Here is a 17864-nt window from a genome sequence, read left to right as displayed (position 1 = left end):
TTCTTCAAAATTGACGCTCATCGCCGACTTTTCGTACCAACCTCCAATAAACCTCAAAAATCTCTCATTTAGATGCAATAAATTCAACGGTTCAGCGGTCTGTTGCTAGGATGGCAAAAGCCTAGAGTCTGTCGAGTTTTCGAGATGATTACGTATCGAACAAAACTCGACCGCGAACTCCCTGCTTGTTCTCAAGTAATTGATTGAATTTACTGTTGAATTAGAATTTATTTCAGAAACAGATAGAATAACTATTAGGGCATGTTGATCTTTCGTTAACCACGAAGGGTCAATACGCACTGGGGAGTTCGAAAATACAATGCTCTTGCCCGTTCACTACCAAATGGAAAAGTTTATGAACAAGATAGTAAGTACGTTAGGAATCATGGCAACCGTTGCATACAGCGCAACCATTTATGCTGATGAAGCAACATCCACCGACAGCTGGAACCAAATAGAACAGCAGGCAGAGGGAGAAACTGTCTACTTTCACGCTTGGGGCGGAAGCCAAGAGATCAATCGTTACCTACAGTGGGCAGGCAAGAAATTACAAAGTGACTACGGTGTCACGTTAAAGCATGTGAAAGTGACCGATATTGCGGAAACCACCACTCGACTGCTTGCTGAAAAAGCAGCAGGAAAGAACAGTGAAGGCAGCGTCGATATCGTCTGGATTAATGGCGAGAACTTCCGCTCGATGAAAGACAACGCGCTATTGTTTGGGCCATTTACAGAGTCACTTCCAAATTGGCAGTATGTCGATAAGTCTCTGCCGATTGATGTTGATTTCTCAGAGCCGACAGAAGGCTTGGAAGCACCGTGGGGCGTGGGACAACTTGTGTTCATTCACGATCAAGAGACACTACACAACCCGCCACAATCGTTTTCAGAGATGTTGAGCTACGCTCAAGCTTTCCCAAATCGCTTAAGCTACCCTCGCCCACCAGAATTTCATGGCACGAGCTTCATTAAGTCTCTATTGATTGAACTAACAAACAATAACCCTGCACTGGCTCAGCCGGTTTCAGAAGACAACTTCCAAGAAGTGACGGCACCACTGTGGGCTTACTTAGATAAATTCCATAAAGTGGCTTGGCGCGGTGGCAAACAATTCCCAGCAGGCACATCGGAAAGCATCCAACTTCTGGATGACGGACAGATCGATCTCGCGATTACGTTTAATCCAAACTCTGTTTATTCAGCACAAGCCAGTGGTCGCTTAGCCGAAACCACTAAGGCTTATGCTCTAGAAAGCGGCGCTCTATCTAACATTCACTTCCTGGCGATTCCTTGGAATGCCAATGCAACCGCAGGTGCTCAAGTGACCATTAACTTCTTATTGAGCCCGGAAGCACAATCTCGCAAGGGTGACCTCAATGTTTGGGGCGATCCTTCGGTTCTGAGCAGCAAATACCTGACTGGCAGCGCTAAAAACACCCAGCAATTTAAATCGGTTGATGAACCACACCCTAGCTGGCAAAACGCGCTCGAGAAAGAGTGGCTTAAGCGATACGGTAACTAGTCTTCATGCTACGCGCTCTATATTTTGTTGTTATAGCTGTATGCATTATCCCGACCATTCCTGGGGTAGCGGGAGTCGTGGCTTCGTCACTGAGTTTCATCCCGCCCCTTGGTTTAGAGGAGCCGACACTCAACGGTTTTAGCCAAGTCTTTCAATGGGAAGGGGCTTGGCACTCTATTGGCTTAAGCCTAGGTTCAGCAATTGCAAGCAGCTATATAGCCTGCTTCCTGACCTTTTGTATTCTTCAAGCCTCTTGGGGAAACAAGTTTTGGAGAAAGATTGAGTTTACGCTATCGCCAATGCTTGCCATTCCACATGTAGCTTTCGCTATCGGCTTTGCTTTTCTGTTTAGTCCAACGGGGCTTGGCGCAAGAGCGGTACATCACTTGCTCGGCGAATCGGCTACCAGCTCTGAATTGGCGTTATTGGTGAAAGACCCATACGCGTTCGGCTTAATTATTATGCTCGCACTCAAAGAAGTCCCCTTCTTATTGCTGATGAGCATTTCGATACTTCAGCAAATTGATGTAGAGCGTATCACCAAGGTCAGTGCATCGCTCGGTTACAGCCGCGCTCAGATCTGGTGGAAATGTATTTTCCCACAATGGTTTACTAAGCTTCGTTTCCCAATGCTGGCGGTACTCGCTTACAGTGTCTCGGTTGTCGATATTGCTTTGATCATAGGCCCAACCAACCCGCCGACCTTTGCCGTTTTGGTATGGCAATGGTTCAACGATCCGGATCTTAACCTACTTCCGCGAGCTGCTGCTGGTGCCATCGTTTTGTTTGGTTTAGCTTCGTTGATCATCGCCTTGGCGCGTTTAGTTGAATGGGCGGTTCTTAAGTACTTTCGAACTTGGCAGTATTCCGGAAGAACAGGGGCAAACCTTCCGGGGAAAACGGTATTCACTGTCCTTGCTAGCCTTTCACTGCTGATCATTCCTTTAATGGTAATTTGGAGCGTTGCTCAGCGTTGGCGCTTCCCTGATTTACTGCCGAGCCGCTACAGCACGCGCTTCTGGGAGTTCGAGTGGGAAGGCATCATGAGCACCGTTGGTCAAAGCTTATGGATTGGTCTGATTGCTGCTTCAATCGCTTTGTTGCTTGCGCTGGTTGCTCACGAATACAGAATCAAATACAAGTGGCAAGTTCCGGGCTTCATTATCGCTATTCCAATGCTAATACCACAGCTTTCAGTGTTGTTTGGTATGCAAGTCACGACCCTCTACATCGGCAGTAGTGCCTATGAGTTCTGGGTGATTTGGGCGCATGTTTTCTTTGCTTTCCCGTTTGTGTACCTGTCTTTGGATGGCCCGTGGAAAAGCTTCAATGATGGGTTGATTAAAGCCTCGCTGAGCCTAGGTAAATCGCCATTTCAGAGTTGGTATTCGATCAAACTACCAATCTTGCTTCCTGCGATTGCCTTTGCTTGGGCGGTCGGGATCAGCGTGAGTTTGGCCCAATACCTTCCAACATTAATGCTCGGCGCGGGCCGTATTAGCACGATCACCACAGAAGCCGTTGCACTTACCAGTGGTTTCGACCGCAGGGTGACAGCAATCTATGCCATTTGGCAGGCCCTATTGCCTCTGTTCTTTTTCTCTTTAGCGATATTAGTCAGCCGACTTCAACTCAGATATCGCCGTCTTACTTTTAAAGGTTTCCTAAGTAATGAGTCTGTACCTCAACGACCTCGCCATCCGTAAAACCGATGGAGATTCGCTGTTCTCAGCGCTAAACGTCACATTAGAATCTGGCCAAATACTGGCTTTGATGGGGCCGAGTGGCTGCGGAAAGTCGACCTTACTGGATGCGATTGCTGGTCACTTAAGTGAAGAGTTTTCGTACTCTGGCACCGTTGTGTTGAACAATATTCAGCTCGACGAGCTTCCATCACATCAGCGTGAAGTCGGTATTTTGTTTCAAGATGACTTGTTGTTTCCGCACCTCAAAGTATGGGAAAACTTGGCCTTTTCGTTACCGAACTCTGTTAAAGGTTCCGCTCGCCAAAAACAAGCAATGGCTGCACTAAAAGACATAGAGCTAACTCACTTAGCTGAATCTTTCCCGGATCAAATATCCGGCGGTCAACGCGCAAGAATAAGCTTGACTCGTATGTTGTTAGCCAAGCCTAAACTCGCCCTGCTTGACGAACCGTTCAGCAAGCTAGACCAAGAGTTAAGAGCACAATTTCGCGATTGGGTCTTCGAACAGCTGACCAAAGCGAATATCCCTACATTAATGGTCACGCACGACGAAGCCGATGTACCTCAAGGGGCAGAAGTACTGTCTTGGCCATGGAGAAGTAACCATGCTGGATAAGTACTCCATTAAGGTCATTAAGTGGCCATTAAATCAGTCTGCTAAGTTACTAAACCAATTGGGTATCACGGCCAATCAAACCACGTTATTCGGATTTCTGATTGGGTGTTTAGCGTTTCCAGCGTTGGCATTTCAACAATATGAGTGGGCGTTAGGCTTCATTGTGTTTAATAGAGTATGTGATGGGCTTGATGGAGCCTTGGCTCGAATCCAAGGCATTAGTGATGCGGGTGGTTTCCTCGACATCAGCCTAGATTTCCTATTCTACTCGTTGATCCCTTTTGGATTTGTCATTGCCAACCCAGAACACAACGCCATTGCCGGTGCGTTTTTGATCTTCTCTTTTATCGGCACAGGCAGCAGCTTTTTAGCGTTTGCGGTTATGGCAGGCAAGCGAGGCATTGAAAACCCAGTCTATAAGCATAAGTCTCTGTACTACATGTCAGGGCTAACCGAAGGCACTGAAACCATCGCTTGTTTCATCGCGTTTTGTATTTGGCCTCAACACTTTGCGGTTATCGCTTACACCTTTGGTGCAGCTTGTTGGCTAACCACGTTCATGCGTATTTATTTTGGTTTTCAGACACTAAAAAACCAAGCTAGTTAATAAATGAGTTAGTTTCTTGCACCTATAAAAACGCCGCTCATTGTGAGCGGCGTTTTCTATATTAGTATGGATAATGCCCGCTAAATCATGACATCAAGCTTCAGCTGAAGCCGTGATTTTAAACCTCAATACCTTTAGGCTTGAATCAAGGTCGACATCGACAAACTCAGGCGGGTTGTCCAGACGCTCAATGAACTCAACGCTTGGTGCTTCTTCTGCCATCGTCTCAATCAGGAAGTTTGGTGATACTGCTGGTGAGTTCACACACGCAATCACTTCACCGCCTTCAGTTAGAAGTTCAGGCAAACGACGTAAGATTTTTTTGTAATCTTTGGTTAGAGCAAAGCTGCCTTTTTGGAACGAAGGTGGATCGATGATAACGAGCTCGTAAGGACCGCCCTTCTTGATTTTCCCCCACGACTTAAAGATATCGTAGCCAAGGAAGTTAACCGAGCGCATATCGTGTTCATTCAGACGGTGGTTATCGCGACCTTTGTTTAGCGAGCCACGTGACATGTCCACGTTCATGCATTGACGAGCGCCACCAGCGATAGCCGCGACAGAGAAACCACAAGTGTATGCAAACAGGTTAAGAACGTTCTTATCCTTGGCATTATCTTGTACCCACTGACGACCATTACGCATGTCTAGGAACAAACCGAAGTTCTGATTACGGCCAATGTCTAATTGGTACTTAAGGCCATGCTCAACCACAACCGGAGAGTCATTCAACTCACCCCATAGAACCTCTGAAGGCGCACCATCGGCATAACGGTGTTGCAGAACAATGCTTGTGCCCTGCTTTGATTGCCAGATATCTTTGTTGGTGAGTTGAACCAATCCAGCTTTAAGAGATGACAAGAATTCGTCGTCTACTTCTTTGAACACGTTAACCAGTAGCTGTCCATCAACCCAATCACATGTCAGTTGTTCCAGACCAGGCCAAAACTTACCGCGACCGTGGAAAATACGGCGTAGTTCGTTTGGTACTTCATTAAGTTGCTGTTCAATATGACTAAAAAACAGAGGTAAAGCTGATGCTTCCATTATTTCACTCACTTAGTGTTTAGCTTTGGCCAAGTTAATGACCAAGGTTCAAGCCAACTGTCCAAACCGTTCGACACGGTTTCTTGATGCCACTTCTCACCCAAAGAGTTTAAGCTCCTTGGGTCGCAGACATATTCGTAGGCTTGTGATTGATAGGCAAATCGAATCGCGAAGGCATGTAGATAACCTCTGTCAGCCTCACTCGATGGATTATAAATAGGGTCACCAACAATGGCTGAGCCGATCGACTTCATCGCGACACGGATCTGGTGAGTTCGCCCTGTATAGGGTTTGCATAACAGCAGACGCTCACCGGGTTCAGCCGTTGCTGATAAAAACTGAGTAATCGCAGGGTTCTCTTTGGATGTCAGAAGTTTCCAACTTGAGCGTCGTGAACGCTCCATGTCTCCTGAGATCAAACCTTGCTTTTTCTTTGGCTTCTTAGAACCGATCGCAAGGTAGTATTTCTCTACTTCACGCTTTGCAAATAGCTGTGAAAGCTCGCTCGCCGCCGACGCATTTTTTGCCAGCAGCAGAATGCCCGAAGTCATTTTATCTAGTCGATGAACGAGATACAGCTTAGGCTCATTAATTGCCTTAGCAACTTCTTGAAGCAACATGGTATCGCCATCGTCTTTGTGGACGCTGACTCCAGGGTGCTTATTGATAAGTAAAAAATCAGAGTGGTTCAGAAGAATATCGAACATTAAAGGCTAGCTCCATTGTAGAACGTGGAGTATACCGCGTCTGAACCCAGATTCCAGCTACGAAAAAGCCCAACTCACTCAATAAATATTGAATCGTTGGGCTTCTTTTCAGCAACTAGCGATCAGTGCGTGGTCTTTACTCGATTACCAATAGGTAAATAGAACCAAGCTACCGCTTTACGCCAGTTTAAACTTACCAACTAATGCTTCTAGCTCAGCAACCTTAGCGTTCAAGCCTGATGTATTTTCGGAGCTACGAGTTGCTAGCTGCAGAGATTGCTCAGAGATATCGCTAATCGCGGTAATGTCCGCTGCAATTTCTTTGGTCACAGCCGTCTGTTCTTCTGCCGCAGTCGCAATAGAGTTAACCATGCTTTGTACATTGCCCGCACCGCTCACAATCGCTTCTAGAGCCGAAACAGCACCTGAGCTTTGCTCAACACCAATCTCAACTAAACGACAGTTATCTTGAGTGTAAGTCACCGCTTCTTGAGTGCCCGATTGAATCGATTGAATGATGCCCGAGACTTCTCGTGTCGCTTTGGTTGTTCTTTCTGCTAGCGCTCGCACTTCATCGGCTACCACAGCAAAACCACGACCAAACTCGCCAGCACGCGCAGCCTCAATCGCAGCGTTAAGAGCTAACAGGTTAGTTTGCTCAGCAATGTCTTCGATTACCTTGATAACGCTACCAATCTGCTCACCGTGAGAACCTAGAGTATTCATTTGCAACGACATATCGCTCATTTGAGTCGACACTTGTTGAATACTCGCCACCATCTCAACAATCACGTTGCGGCCATCTTCTGCAGAGGTTTCTGAGCGACGTGCTTCTTCATAAGTTGAAGTACCTTGCTGCGCCACTTCAGAAATGGTCAAGCTTAGCTCTTCAGCAGCCGTTGCAATCAAGTTAGCTTTGTCTGCTTGAGCTGATGCACCAGTAACGATGTCTTGGCTAATAGAAGAGAGCTCCCCTGTCACCGATTGGACTTGGTGAGTCACAGACGAGATTGAACCTAATAGGTCTACTAGTGATTTCTGCATCTGGTTAATCGACTTAGCCAGTTCAGCCAATTCATCACCAGAATCATCAATAATGTCGCCTGCCGTTAGGTCACCATTTGCTACACGTCGTGCTACTTGTTCTACACGAGTAAGACGATTGGTAATAGAGCTAGACAATAGATACGCAATCACACAACCAAAGACAATCGCAATAGCAGACAACACCATGATGGTGCGCTCGATGGTAGTAAACGTGTCGGTTAGTGTCAGTAGTGACTGTTCTGTATCTGCGCGCTCACTTGCTGACGCTTGATCCAGTAAGTTCTCAATAGGGATAAGATTGCTCTCATACAAAGATCGTAGCTGTTGAATATTGGCTAGTAGCGCAGCTTCATCATTGATCTTCGGCACAAGCTTTGATTCAAACTCTTGAGTGAAACGCCCCATCAGGTCTTCAATTCGCTGAATACGGCGGTGGTCTTCCGAACCTCTACTCTCCAAACGCTTAGCCTGCTCGATAGCTTGAGCAAATTCGTTCTTGTTGGTTCGATAATCATTGAGTGCATTATCGACCAGAGTGATTGCACCCAGAGCATCTCGATAGACATCTCCAGCTTCATCGATCAAAACAAGGTAGGTAACGGTACCCGGTACATCATCTAATCTAATCTCATCGGCGCTCTTATGAGCGCCAATAACTTCCATCCATACAATACCGACTAACGTGACAAGCACCGCCAATATAGAGCCAAAACCGGCATACAGTTTCTTTCTCACTGACAATTTCAAACAACACCTACCTAAATCAAAATATAGCTCTAACAGCTATTCGTTCCATTTATATCGGCTATCAGACGGATACCCTTAATGGTTATTTTTCTTAGATAATTAAGTTCCAGACATAAAAAAACGGGAGCTAATGAGCTCCCGTTTATCAAATTACTTTATCTTGCGATTAGAACTTCTTAGAAATCAGCGCAAAACCGGCAATGATACCAATACCTAGTAGCATGATTGCACCTTTACCGCTATCGAAGCCAGAAGAGATACCCATGAACGCAACGATTGCGATAGCTACAGGGATGATGTACTTAACTAGTGTGTACCATAGACCAAATAGTGGGAAAGAGACTTCACCGTCGTTAGTGATTTCTTTCTCTAGGTCTGCACGGTTTAGTCTCCAACCAGCGAAGATACATACCAACATACCGCCAACCGCTAGGAAAATCTTATCCGTTAGTAGGTCGAAAATGTCGAACGCGCCAGTATCAAACAGTGTTGGACCGAAGCCGCCAAGTGATAGAGAAGCGAAGATACATAGAATCGCCATTACAACACTTGCAGACAGTACCGCTGTTACACGCTTCATGCCTTTCTCATCGATTAGGTAAGAAACCACAACTTCAAGTAGAGATACTGAAGATGTTAGTGCCGCAACACTCAAACCAACGAAGAACATAAGAGCAAATAGAAGACCGATTACGCCGCCCATTTCAGCGAATAGCTGAGGAACAACAACGAATACTAAACCAGGGCCCGCTGCAGGTTCCATACCGAACGCGAACATTGCAGGGAACATTGCAACACCAGCTAGAATAGCAACACCAGTATCCATTGCGGTTACCATTGCTGTTGTCTGAACTAGGTTCTCTTTCTTCTTAAGGTAAGAACCGTATGTCATCATACAACCCATACCAAGACTTAGAGAGAAGAATGCTTGACCTAGAGCGGCTAGGATTACATTGCTGTCTACTTTAGAGAAGTCAGGACTGAATAGGAACTCAAGACCAGCCATCGCGCCCGGAAGCATAATGCCTTTGATTGATACTACAATAAGGATAATGAAAAGAAGCGGCATCAGGATCTTACCTGCTTTCTCAATACCACCAGAGATACCTTTCATAACGATAACAACGTTAAGTAGTAGGTATAAGCCCATCCACATTAGTGGTTGAACTGGGTTTGAGATAAAGCCACCAAAGCTATCACCAATTGCTTCTGGTGCGTCTAGAAGACCACCTGCAATTTTACCGATGTATGCGATTGACCAACCGCCTACTACTGGGTAGAAACCCATGATAAGTAGACCACTGAATACGCCGATAACGCCAGCGAACGTCCAACGACGGTCAGTTGTTTTAAATGCACCTACTGCTGATTTTTGCGTATGACGGCCAATCGCAAATTCAGTCAGCATGACACTGAAACCAATAAAAATTACAAAAAACAGGTAAATGGCAACGAATGCACCACCGCCACTTTCGCCTGCTGTGTATGGGAATTTCCAAATGTTACCTAAGCCAACAGCAGAACCTGCTGCAGCCATTACGAATCCTAACTTCGAACCCCAGGTATCGCGGGGTGTTGTGGTTGTATTACTAGTAGCCACGTGTACTCCAAACTTTTGTGTTATGTGATGTTGTGTTTTGCTTTGGGTGGCGTCTTTAAAAGGAAGGTGTATAAATAAATTTACACACCTAAAAGATTTGATTGACGCTCGTTGTCTAGCAAGTAAACCAGTTTAAGAATAAAATTGGAAGAGCATACCGTACAAATTTCGTTAAAGATGTAAATTTTTATGGTTAAATGCCGACTTTTCATACAAAACAATCGTTTTCTTCTTAAGTTGACCAAAACTTAACAACTTTAACCTATTTACATCTTTTGCTCTATTTTGTAAATAGTTGAATCCTTAAATTCCCATATCCGTTAAATAGCATTACTATCTAAGTGTCTCTTTTTTCGAGTATTCAATGTGGATAAGCTTTATCATTTTTTAACTTTGGCCTCTGTTGTTTTGTACTGGGTTCTCGTAGCCGGTGTGACGTTTCGTGTTGTACTAAAACGACGCTCTGTCAGCGTTTCTCTTGCTTGGCTAATGGTTATCTACATTATCCCGATTGTTGGTGTAGCTTGTTACTTCCTTTTTGGTGAGCTAAACCTAGGCAGAAAAAGGGCTGAACGCGCTCATCGTATGTTTACCCCTTTCGGCGACTGGTTCCGTCAATTGAATGATTGCCAACTTCACCAACCAGGGAAAGTCGGCTCCCCTATCCATAAGATTGACGAGCTTTGTAACAATCGAATGGGCATCCCTGCACTCAGTGGAAACACTCTATCGCTGCAATCTTCACCAAACGAGATCCTACACGCAATTATCGAAGATATAGAAAATGCACAAACCAGTATCAAGATAGTTTTCTATATTTGGCATCCAGGTGGCCTGACCGATTCGGTTGCCTCTGCGCTGATTCGCGCTGCAAAACGTGGCGTAGATGTTAAAGTTTTGCTCGATTCAGCCGGTAGCCCTCGCTTTTTCAAAAGCCACTGGCAGTCAATGATGAAGGACGCAGGCGTTCAAGTCGTACAAGCACTAGAAGTGAGCCCATGGCGTATTTTTTTACGTCGCCTAGATTTAAGACAACACCGCAAAATCATTGTGATTGACGAGACTATCGCCTATACGGGTTCAATGAACATGGTCGATCCTGCTCACTTCAAACAAAGTTCCGGCGTTGGTCAGTGGATTGATGTAATGGTCAGAGTGACTGGGCCAACCGTTAATGTGTTATCCGCTATTCATGGCTGGGATTGGGAAGTTGAGACTGGTGAACGCATTCTCCCTGATATACCTGAATGCCCAGTTGAAGAAATCATGACACATCATCCGGTTCAAGTAGTGCCGTCTGGCCCTGGCATGCCGGAATATTTGATCTTACAAGTACTGACCATCGCCATCAATCAAGCGAATCATTCTGTACGTATTACTACACCTTATTTTGTGCCAAGTGCTGACTTACTCGAAACACTTAAGATGACAGCTCAACGCGGCGTAACTGTAGAACTGATCATTCCACACAATAACGATTCACTAATGGTTAAATGGGCTTCTCGTGCGTTTTATACCGAGTTGCTTGAAGCTGGCGTGAAGATCTATGAATTTTACGGTGGCCTTCTTCATACCAAATCGGTAGTGATCGATGAAGAGTTTTGCTTGATCGGAACCGTCAATATCGACATGCGCAGTTTGTGGCTCAACTTTGAAGTGACTCTGGCTGTGGATGATGTGCATTTCACGCAAAAACTGTCTGAGCTGCAGAAATCTTATATCGCTTCATCCCACTCTGTAGAGTTAGAACAGTGGGAGCAAAGAAACCTTAGTAATCGCTTCTTTGAGAGGCTGTTCTACTTGTTCAACCCACTCCTATAATTCCAGCAATGAGTCGATTATGGCTCGTTGTTTCCCCATCGATCATTTTTAACCTTTCACTGTTAACTGAGTGAAAGGTTAAAAATCGTAAGAAAAGCGCAAAAATCCCCGCTCCGCTCTTGCTTTGAACACTCTTGGCATGTTTTAAATAGGACATAACCGATTGATAAGGAATTCACAGCATGTCCGAGAACAAAACCACTAAACTTATCACTGCCGGTCGTGATAAGAAGTGGACCAATGGTGTTGTTAACCCACCAGTACAACGCGCTTCAACTGTCGTATTTAACTCAGTAGAAGAGAAGCGTAAAGCTACGATTAACCGCGCTAACAAGACCCTTTTTTACGGACGTCGTGGAACCAACACTCATTTTGCCTTCCAAGATGCGATGGTTGAAGTAGAAGGCGGCGCGGGTTGTGCACTGTACCCGTGTGGTACAGCAGCAATTTCGAATGCCATTCTCTCTTTTGTAGAAACAGGTGATCATATTTTAATGGTTGACACCTGCTACGAACCTACTCGTGATTTCTGTGACACCATCATGAAAAAGATGGGGGTAGAGACAACTTACTACGAGCCAACGATTGGTGAAGGTATCCAAGACCTTATCAAGCCAAACACTAAGGTGCTGTTTACTGAGTCTCCAGGCTCTGTCACCATGGAAGTGCAGGATATTCCAACACTAGCGCGTATCGCTCATGAACATGACATCATCGTTATGCTAGACAATACTTGGGCGGCTGGCGTGAACTTCTCACCGTTTGATTTTGGTGTTGATATCTCGATTCAAGCAGCGACCAAATACATCGTGGGTCACTCTGATGTGATGCTAGGTACGGCAGTCGCCAATGAGAAATGCTGGGATCAACTAAGAGAGCAAAGTTACTTGATGGGGCAATGTGTCTCACCTGATGATGCTTATTTAGGGCTTCGCGGCATTCGTACTCTTGATGTGCGTCTACGCCAACACGCAGAAAGCAGCTTGAAGGTCGCAAAATGGTTAGAGACTCGTCCTGAAGTTAACCACGTTCGTCACCCTGCTCTTGAGTCTTGCCCAGGCCATGAATTCTTCAAACGAGATTTTACTGGCGGTAATGGCTTGTTCTCTTTTGTACTAAACAACTCTAATATCAAAGCGACGACAGCGTTACTTGATGGAATGACACATTTTAGTATGGGTTACTCTTGGGGTGGATTTGAAAGTTTGATTCTAGCTAACGAACCAAGCAGTTTTGACAGCTTGAGAACTGTTGCCAATCCTAATTTCGAAGGTACCTTGATACGTGTTCATATTGGGTTAGAAGATGTTGATGACCTGATTGCTGATCTAGAGGCGGGATTAGAACGTTATAGCGCTCTGATTTAATCTGAGACGATAGGTCTAATATGCAAAAAAGGCAGGATATTCCTGCCTTTTTCTGTTTAAAGCATAACTCAAAATACTCATATTTAGATACTTCAGCTCATAATACAAACCGCTCATAGTCCAGAAGCTTTCAAAGCCAATATTGAACCTTAAAGCACATCCACTTAAAGATCTCAGAGCGATGAAAAAATGGCTATGAATTTTTCAATTTCTAAGTGATTGTTCCGCTGAAATAAATAACACTTTATTTGTGTGGGCAACCGACTAAATGATCATTGACCATACCTGTTGCTTGCATAAATGCGTAACAGATTGTTTCTCCTACAAACTTAAAGCCTCTCTTCTTCAAAAACTTACTCATCGCTTTAGATTGCTCGGTAGAAGCGGGAACTTGAGACATCTCAGTCCATTGATTCACGATCACTTCATTATCAACAAATTGCCATAAGGCATTAGAAAGAGAGCCGAACTCTTTCTGTAATTCAAGCGTTGCTCGTGCATTGTTGTATACCGAAGCAATCTTACCCCTGTGTTTAACCACATCGAAGTTTTCAATGATGTGCGGCACGTTGTCTTCATTCAGCTCAGCTAGCTTGTTTAGATCGTAATCATCGAACGCGGCACGATAGCCTTCACGCTTTTTAAGGATCGTAATCCAACTCAGACCGGCTTGAGCACCTTCTAAAGTAATGAACTCAAACAGAACTTGGTCATCATAAACAGGCACGCCCCACTCTGCATCGTGGTACTCCCTTTCAAGCTCATGTTTAAGCGCCCATGCACACGTTCTATCCACTGTATTCGCTTCCATTTCGATAGTCTCTTTTAGTAATCGTACATAAAAATAATGCCCCAATTAGGGGCATTATTTCAAAGGTTAGTTGACGTTAAGCCACTTCAATTTTATGGAATAAACGATACAGCACAGGTACTACGATTAGCGTGAGTACAGTCGCAAAGCCTAAACCAAACATGATGGTTACTGCCATTGGTTTAAAGAAGATGTCCGGTAGTAGAGGGATCATACCAAGAATGGTGGTGATCGCAGCCATACATACCGGACGAACACGACTCAGTGCCGCATCAACAACCGCTACATATGGATCTTTACCGGACTTCATCTCAATCTCAATTTGGTCAAGCAGTACGATACCGTTCTTAAGTAGCATCCCGGATAAACTCAAGAAGCCTAGCAATGCCATGAAGCCAAATGGTGTATTCAAGGCTAATAAGCCTGTCGTTACCCCGATTAGCGCTAATGGAACCGTTAGCCAAACAATTAGCGGTTCTTTGACCGAGTTGAACAAGAACACGGTAATCAAGAACATGAACAGGTAACCCATCGGCATAGTGGTAAACAGAGACGCTTGTGCATCAGCAGATGACTCATATTCACCACCCCACTCCAACGAATAACCCGGTGGCATCTCAATCGCTTCAATTTGTGGCTGTAAGCGTTTCTGTAACGTCGAAGCCGTTTCTTCACCCAATAGGTCGTTGTCGGCCATTACCGTCAGCATACGCTTACGGTTCTTACGGATGATAAGTGGATCTTCCCATTCCAATTCGTAGCCAAGCGTCACTTGCTGCAACGGAATATATTCGCTTAATGCCGGGCTCCAAATCTTCATACCTTCGATGTTGCGAATATCAACTCGCTCATCTTCAGGTAAACGAGCCACAATAGGCATCAACGTAGTACCATCACGATACACACCAATCGACTTACCAGAGAAAGACATCGCTAGGAAATCATCAACGTCAGACTTGGTAATACCATAACGACGCGCTTGGCTTTCATTGAACTGAGGCTCTAATACCTTAGTTCTTTCACGCCAATCATGACGAACGTTAAATGCTCCGTCATCAGCACGCATGATGTCCATAACTTGAGCTGCGATTGAACGTAGCACGGTTGGGTCTGAACCGACGATTCGAGCCTCAATTTTCGCACCGCCACTAGGGCCTAATTCAATTTGCTTAAGTTTGTAATCAATTTCAGGGAACTGACTGTCAACGTGTTCACGGAAGCGACGCATCAGCCCTTCAAGTACCTGATAATCTGTCACACGAACCGTGATTTCGCCATACGCGCTATAACTCTTCTCGGGTGAGTAGGTCAACATGAAACGCTGCAGACCTTTACCGGCCGTGGTCGTGATATGTTCAACTTCACTTTGTTCCGACAACCAACTCTCAAGCACTCTCAACTTGGTATTAGTTGCTCGAATATCCGTACCTTCTGGCATCCAAACATCCACTTGGAACATCGGAGTAGTTGAAGATGGGAAGAATGCTTGTTTCACAAAGCCAAAACCGTACACACTCGCACCTAAACCAATCACCAGAACGATCATGGTTAGCCACGCGCGTTTCATACAGAACTCAAGGAAGTTTTTATAGATAACAAAAACCATCCCGTTGTATGGGTCTTTGCCTTCGTTATCGGGATCAACCTTCTGTCCTCTGAAGAAGATATCGGCAAAAAACGGCGTGATCGAGATAGCAGTAAACCAACTCAGCATCAATGAAATCAATAGTACCGTGAACAAGGTGCCACAGTATTCGCCCGTTGAATCTTCAGACAAACCAATTGGAGCAAACGCGGTGACCGCAATCACCGTTGCACCGAGCAGTGGCCATTTGGTTTGGGTCACGATATCAGTGGCGGCCTGCATCCGGGTTCGCCCCTTCTGCGTGCCGATCAATATCCCCTCCACCACCACAATGGCATTATCCACCAGCATCCCCAAGGCAATAACCAACGCGCCCAGTGAAATACGTTGAAGGTCGATTTTGAAGTACTGCATGAAAATAAAGGTGCCGAATACGGTCAATAGCAGTATCAAACCAATCAACAGACCCGATCGTACTCCCATGAAGAACAGTAACACCACGATTACGATCGCAACCGCCTGCCCTAAACTCACCACAAATCCGCTTACCGACTTGTTCACCTCTTTAGGTTGGTTATAAACCTCGGAGATGTCGATACCGACGGGTTGTTGATATTTAAGCTCGGCGAGTCTTCGATCAAAGTCTTCACCCACTGCGACCACGTTCACGCCTTGCGCAAAAGAGACACCCAGGTTAAGCGCGAGTTCGCCGTTATAACCAATGATGTTACTCGGTACCTCAACGTAACCACGAGTTACATTCGCCACATCTTTTAGATAGATAAGCCCTTGAGCGCCACCTTCCGTAAGAATCAAATCTCCAAGCTGTTCAACGTTCTGGAACTCACCCGTTGGATGGATTCGAATATATTCATCACCAATCCTTACCGCTCCTGCACTTGATACAATATTTTGAGTCGATAAAAGATTAAATACCGTGCTTGGAGACAGACCTAAGGAGCTTATCCGCTTCATCGATATCTCAATGAATACTTGCTCTTGTTGTTGACCAGAAACAGAGACCTTACTGACCCCATCAACCAACTCCAGCTCTCGCCTTAGATAATCAATGTAATCCAGCAGCTCTTTGTAGCTATAACCATCACCCGTCACCGCAAGCAAGATCCCGTAAACGTCACCGAAGTCATCAATGACTTGAGGATCATTGACCCCAGGTGGCAGTTCAACCTTAAGATCATTCACTTTTCGGCGAAGTTCATCCCAAATTTGCGGAAGATCGTCCGGACCATAGTTATTCTTCATCGTTACCGTTACCTGAGACAGGCCACGGCTTGAAATAGAGTTCACTTCGTCGACATAGGTAAGCTGTTGAATCGCTTTCTCTAGTGGGTAGGTAACTTCTTCTTCCACCTGCTGAGGCGTTGCCCCCGGGTATGAAGTCACGACCATTGCATCTTTGATGGTAAAGGCAGGATCTTCTAAACGCCCCAAACCGAAGAATGCTGAAACACCACCAATAAGAAAGATCAGAGATAGCATCCAGCTAATGACTTTGTTACGTATAAAGTAAGAAGCAACACCTGTGATCTGATCATCACCCTGTTGATCGTCATTTTGGGGCTTGTTTTTTACTTCACTCATTGTTCGTCTCCTGAGACAATACTTCCACTGTCATCCCATCTCGCAATCGCGATACGCCTGCAACAACGACATGCTGCCCCATTTCCAATCCTTTCACTACCTGCAATGTTTCCTGGTTTGCTTTTCCTAACACGACTTGTTGTTTCGAGACTGTCTTGTCGTCGTTAAGAACCCACACATAAGAGTTTTTACGATCCAGTTCATCACCGTCTGCATTGAATACCGCTTCGATCGGAATAAGTACACCAGCTTTTAGCTCCAAACCGATATCCCGCCCGTTTGAAGTCACATCAACGGCCATACCATCAAGAATCAAATCGTCTTCTGGCATCGGCAAAGCTAATGTAACCGTGAAGGTACCCGTACTTGGATCGGGTTCAGTGGTGAACTCTTTAATACCTGCGGTGTATTCATTACCGCTTGGCACTCTCACCACAGCTTCCACGTTCGAGAGGAGCGTTTCATTGGGTTGATTCACATAAATTTGGTCAGGGAGCTGAATCACAACTTCGACATCCTCAACACTGTGAATGTTCACAATCTGTTGGCCTACCTGAATATTTTCATATTGGTCGACACTGACTCGAGAAATAATCCCATCAACAGGCGCACGAAGCATAGTGAACGATAAGCGCAGTTTCGCCAGTTCCAACTCGGCATAAGCAATCTGGCGTTGAGCGGCAATTTCATCGAATTGCGACTTAGCCAATAAGCCTTTCTTCACTAGCGGACTCGAACGTCGGTATTGACTATTGATTACCGTGTAACGAGCTTGAGCATTGTCCACATCCAATTGATAATCGGTAGGGTCAAGCTCGGCAATGATGTCCCCTTTGGCAACTCGTTCACCTTCCTTCACATCTAGCTTGAAGATTTCACCCGCAACTCGGAAACTGAGGTGAGCCTTCTCAGCAGCGTTTGCTACCGCAGGGAAATAGAGTTTGTCGCTAAAATCGATGACTGAAATCTCGATAGCTTTAACCAAGGGCGTGTTATTCACTTCTACAGCTTGCTTATCTTCACAAGCCGTCAGTAAGGCTAAACACGACAGGCCAGCAGCCACTTTAAGTGTTTTCATG

The 17864-nt window shown here is 45.3% G+C and carries 13 protein-coding genes; 6 read left to right on the top strand and 7 right to left on the bottom strand.

Going from position 1 to position 17864, the window contains the following annotated elements; translation table 11 throughout:
- The first annotated feature begins 355 nt into the window (after nucleotides 1–355).
- Genes AB4351_RS06025 through AB4351_RS06010 form a run of 4 tightly spaced genes read left to right on the top strand, consistent with a single transcriptional unit; the run spans nucleotide 356 to nucleotide 4451 of the window.
- The gene (locus tag AB4351_RS06025; protein WP_017060323.1) at nucleotides 356–1522 is read left to right on the top strand and encodes an ABC transporter substrate-binding protein; all 1167 of its coding nucleotides are present in this window, start codon (nucleotides 356–358) and stop codon (nucleotides 1520–1522) included.
- Between the two features lie 5 nt (nucleotides 1523–1527).
- Nucleotides 1528–3228: an ABC transporter permease gene (locus AB4351_RS06020; RefSeq protein ID WP_017065762.1), complete on the top strand. Its 1701-nt coding sequence runs from the start codon at nucleotides 1528–1530 to the stop codon at nucleotides 3226–3228.
- A complete protein-coding gene (locus AB4351_RS06015) occupies nucleotides 3194–3844 on the top strand; it encodes an ATP-binding cassette domain-containing protein (protein ID WP_017065359.1) in 651 nt (216 codons plus the stop codon). The genes AB4351_RS06020 and AB4351_RS06015 overlap by 35 nt, the downstream gene beginning before the upstream one ends.
- Entirely contained in the window at nucleotides 3834–4451 is a 618-nt protein-coding gene (locus AB4351_RS06010) for a CDP-alcohol phosphatidyltransferase family protein (RefSeq protein WP_017060320.1), read from the top strand. The genes AB4351_RS06015 and AB4351_RS06010 overlap by 11 nt, the downstream gene beginning before the upstream one ends.
- A gap of 93 nt (nucleotides 4452–4544) precedes the next feature.
- On the opposite strand, the gene AB4351_RS06005 is transcribed toward AB4351_RS06010, so the two are convergent.
- From AB4351_RS06005 to AB4351_RS05990, 4 genes are all read right to left on the bottom strand, one after another.
- Nucleotides 4545–5498, bottom strand: a complete 954-nt coding sequence (locus AB4351_RS06005; RefSeq protein ID WP_017071833.1) for a class I SAM-dependent methyltransferase — start codon at nucleotides 5496–5498, stop codon at nucleotides 4545–4547.
- Nucleotides 5499–5506: 8 nt separating this feature from the next.
- Nucleotides 5507–6205 carry a TIGR01621 family pseudouridine synthase gene (locus AB4351_RS06000; RefSeq protein WP_017060318.1) on the bottom strand — a complete coding sequence of 233 codons (699 nt, stop codon included), beginning with the start codon at nucleotides 6203–6205 and terminating at the stop codon, nucleotides 5507–5509.
- Between the two features lie 177 nt (nucleotides 6206–6382).
- Nucleotides 6383–7999, bottom strand: a complete 1617-nt coding sequence (locus tag AB4351_RS05995; RefSeq protein WP_137002277.1) for a methyl-accepting chemotaxis protein — start codon at nucleotides 7997–7999, stop codon at nucleotides 6383–6385.
- 166 nt (nucleotides 8000–8165) lie between these two features.
- A complete protein-coding gene (locus AB4351_RS05990) occupies nucleotides 8166–9599 on the bottom strand; it encodes a sodium-dependent transporter (RefSeq protein ID WP_050543975.1) in 1434 nt (477 codons plus the stop codon).
- Nucleotides 9600–9965: 366 nt separating this feature from the next.
- Here AB4351_RS05990 and cls point away from each other — a divergent pair, with 366 nt between their 5' ends.
- Nucleotides 9966–11420: a cardiolipin synthase gene (gene cls, locus AB4351_RS05985; RefSeq protein WP_372125347.1), complete on the top strand. Its 1455-nt coding sequence runs from the start codon at nucleotides 9966–9968 to the stop codon at nucleotides 11418–11420.
- Between the two features lie 182 nt (nucleotides 11421–11602).
- On the top strand, nucleotides 11603–12787 hold the full coding sequence (locus AB4351_RS05980) for a cystathionine beta-lyase (protein ID WP_017065338.1): 1185 nt from the start codon (nucleotides 11603–11605) through the stop codon (nucleotides 12785–12787).
- A 244-nt stretch (nucleotides 12788–13031) separates the two neighbouring features.
- On the opposite strand, the gene AB4351_RS05975 is transcribed toward AB4351_RS05980, so the two are convergent.
- The 3 genes from AB4351_RS05975 to AB4351_RS05965 form a co-directional block, all read right to left on the bottom strand.
- Nucleotides 13032–13598, bottom strand: a complete 567-nt coding sequence (locus AB4351_RS05975) for a DNA-3-methyladenine glycosylase I (RefSeq protein ID WP_102320255.1) — start codon at nucleotides 13596–13598, stop codon at nucleotides 13032–13034.
- Between the two features lie 76 nt (nucleotides 13599–13674).
- The gene (locus AB4351_RS05970) at nucleotides 13675–16785 is read right to left on the bottom strand and encodes an efflux RND transporter permease subunit (RefSeq protein ID WP_102320256.1); all 3111 of its coding nucleotides are present in this window, start codon (nucleotides 16783–16785) and stop codon (nucleotides 13675–13677) included.
- The gene (locus AB4351_RS05965; RefSeq protein ID WP_017060312.1) at nucleotides 16778–17863 is read right to left on the bottom strand and encodes an efflux RND transporter periplasmic adaptor subunit; all 1086 of its coding nucleotides are present in this window, start codon (nucleotides 17861–17863) and stop codon (nucleotides 16778–16780) included. Before AB4351_RS05965 ends, AB4351_RS05970 begins: the two co-directional genes overlap by 8 nt.
- Nucleotide 17864 lies beyond the last annotated feature (1 nt).

This window comes from Vibrio sp. 10N.261.51.F11 (genome assembly GCF_041471665.1).
In the GTDB taxonomy this organism is placed as follows: domain Bacteria; phylum Pseudomonadota; class Gammaproteobacteria; order Enterobacterales; family Vibrionaceae; genus Vibrio; species Vibrio crassostreae_C.
Note: the sequence above shows the minus strand (reverse complement) of the source record. Positions and strands in the feature narration are given on the sequence as shown.

Coding starts and splice junctions, on each gene's coding strand:
- AB4351_RS06025 (WP_017060323.1), top strand. CDS start 356: ATGAACAAGATAGTAAGTACGTTAGGAATCATGGCAACCGTTGCATAC.
- AB4351_RS06020 (WP_017065762.1), top strand. CDS start 1,528: ATGCTACGCGCTCTATATTTTGTTGTTATAGCTGTATGCATTATCCCG.
- AB4351_RS06015 (WP_017065359.1), top strand. CDS start 3,194: ATGAGTCTGTACCTCAACGACCTCGCCATCCGTAAAACCGATGGAGAT.
- AB4351_RS06010 (WP_017060320.1), top strand. CDS start 3,834: ATGCTGGATAAGTACTCCATTAAGGTCATTAAGTGGCCATTAAATCAG.
- AB4351_RS06005 (WP_017071833.1), bottom strand. CDS start 5,498: ATGGAAGCATCAGCTTTACCTCTGTTTTTTAGTCATATTGAACAGCAA.
- AB4351_RS06000 (WP_017060318.1), bottom strand. CDS start 6,205: ATGTTCGATATTCTTCTGAACCACTCTGATTTTTTACTTATCAATAAG.
- AB4351_RS05980 (WP_017065338.1), top strand. CDS start 11,603: ATGTCCGAGAACAAAACCACTAAACTTATCACTGCCGGTCGTGATAAG.
- AB4351_RS05975 (WP_102320255.1), bottom strand. CDS start 13,598: ATGGAAGCGAATACAGTGGATAGAACGTGTGCATGGGCGCTTAAACAT.
- AB4351_RS05970 (WP_102320256.1), bottom strand. CDS start 16,785: ATGAGTGAAGTAAAAAACAAGCCCCAAAATGACGATCAACAGGGTGAT.
- AB4351_RS05965 (WP_017060312.1), bottom strand. CDS start 17,863: ATGAAAACACTTAAAGTGGCTGCTGGCCTGTCGTGTTTAGCCTTACTG.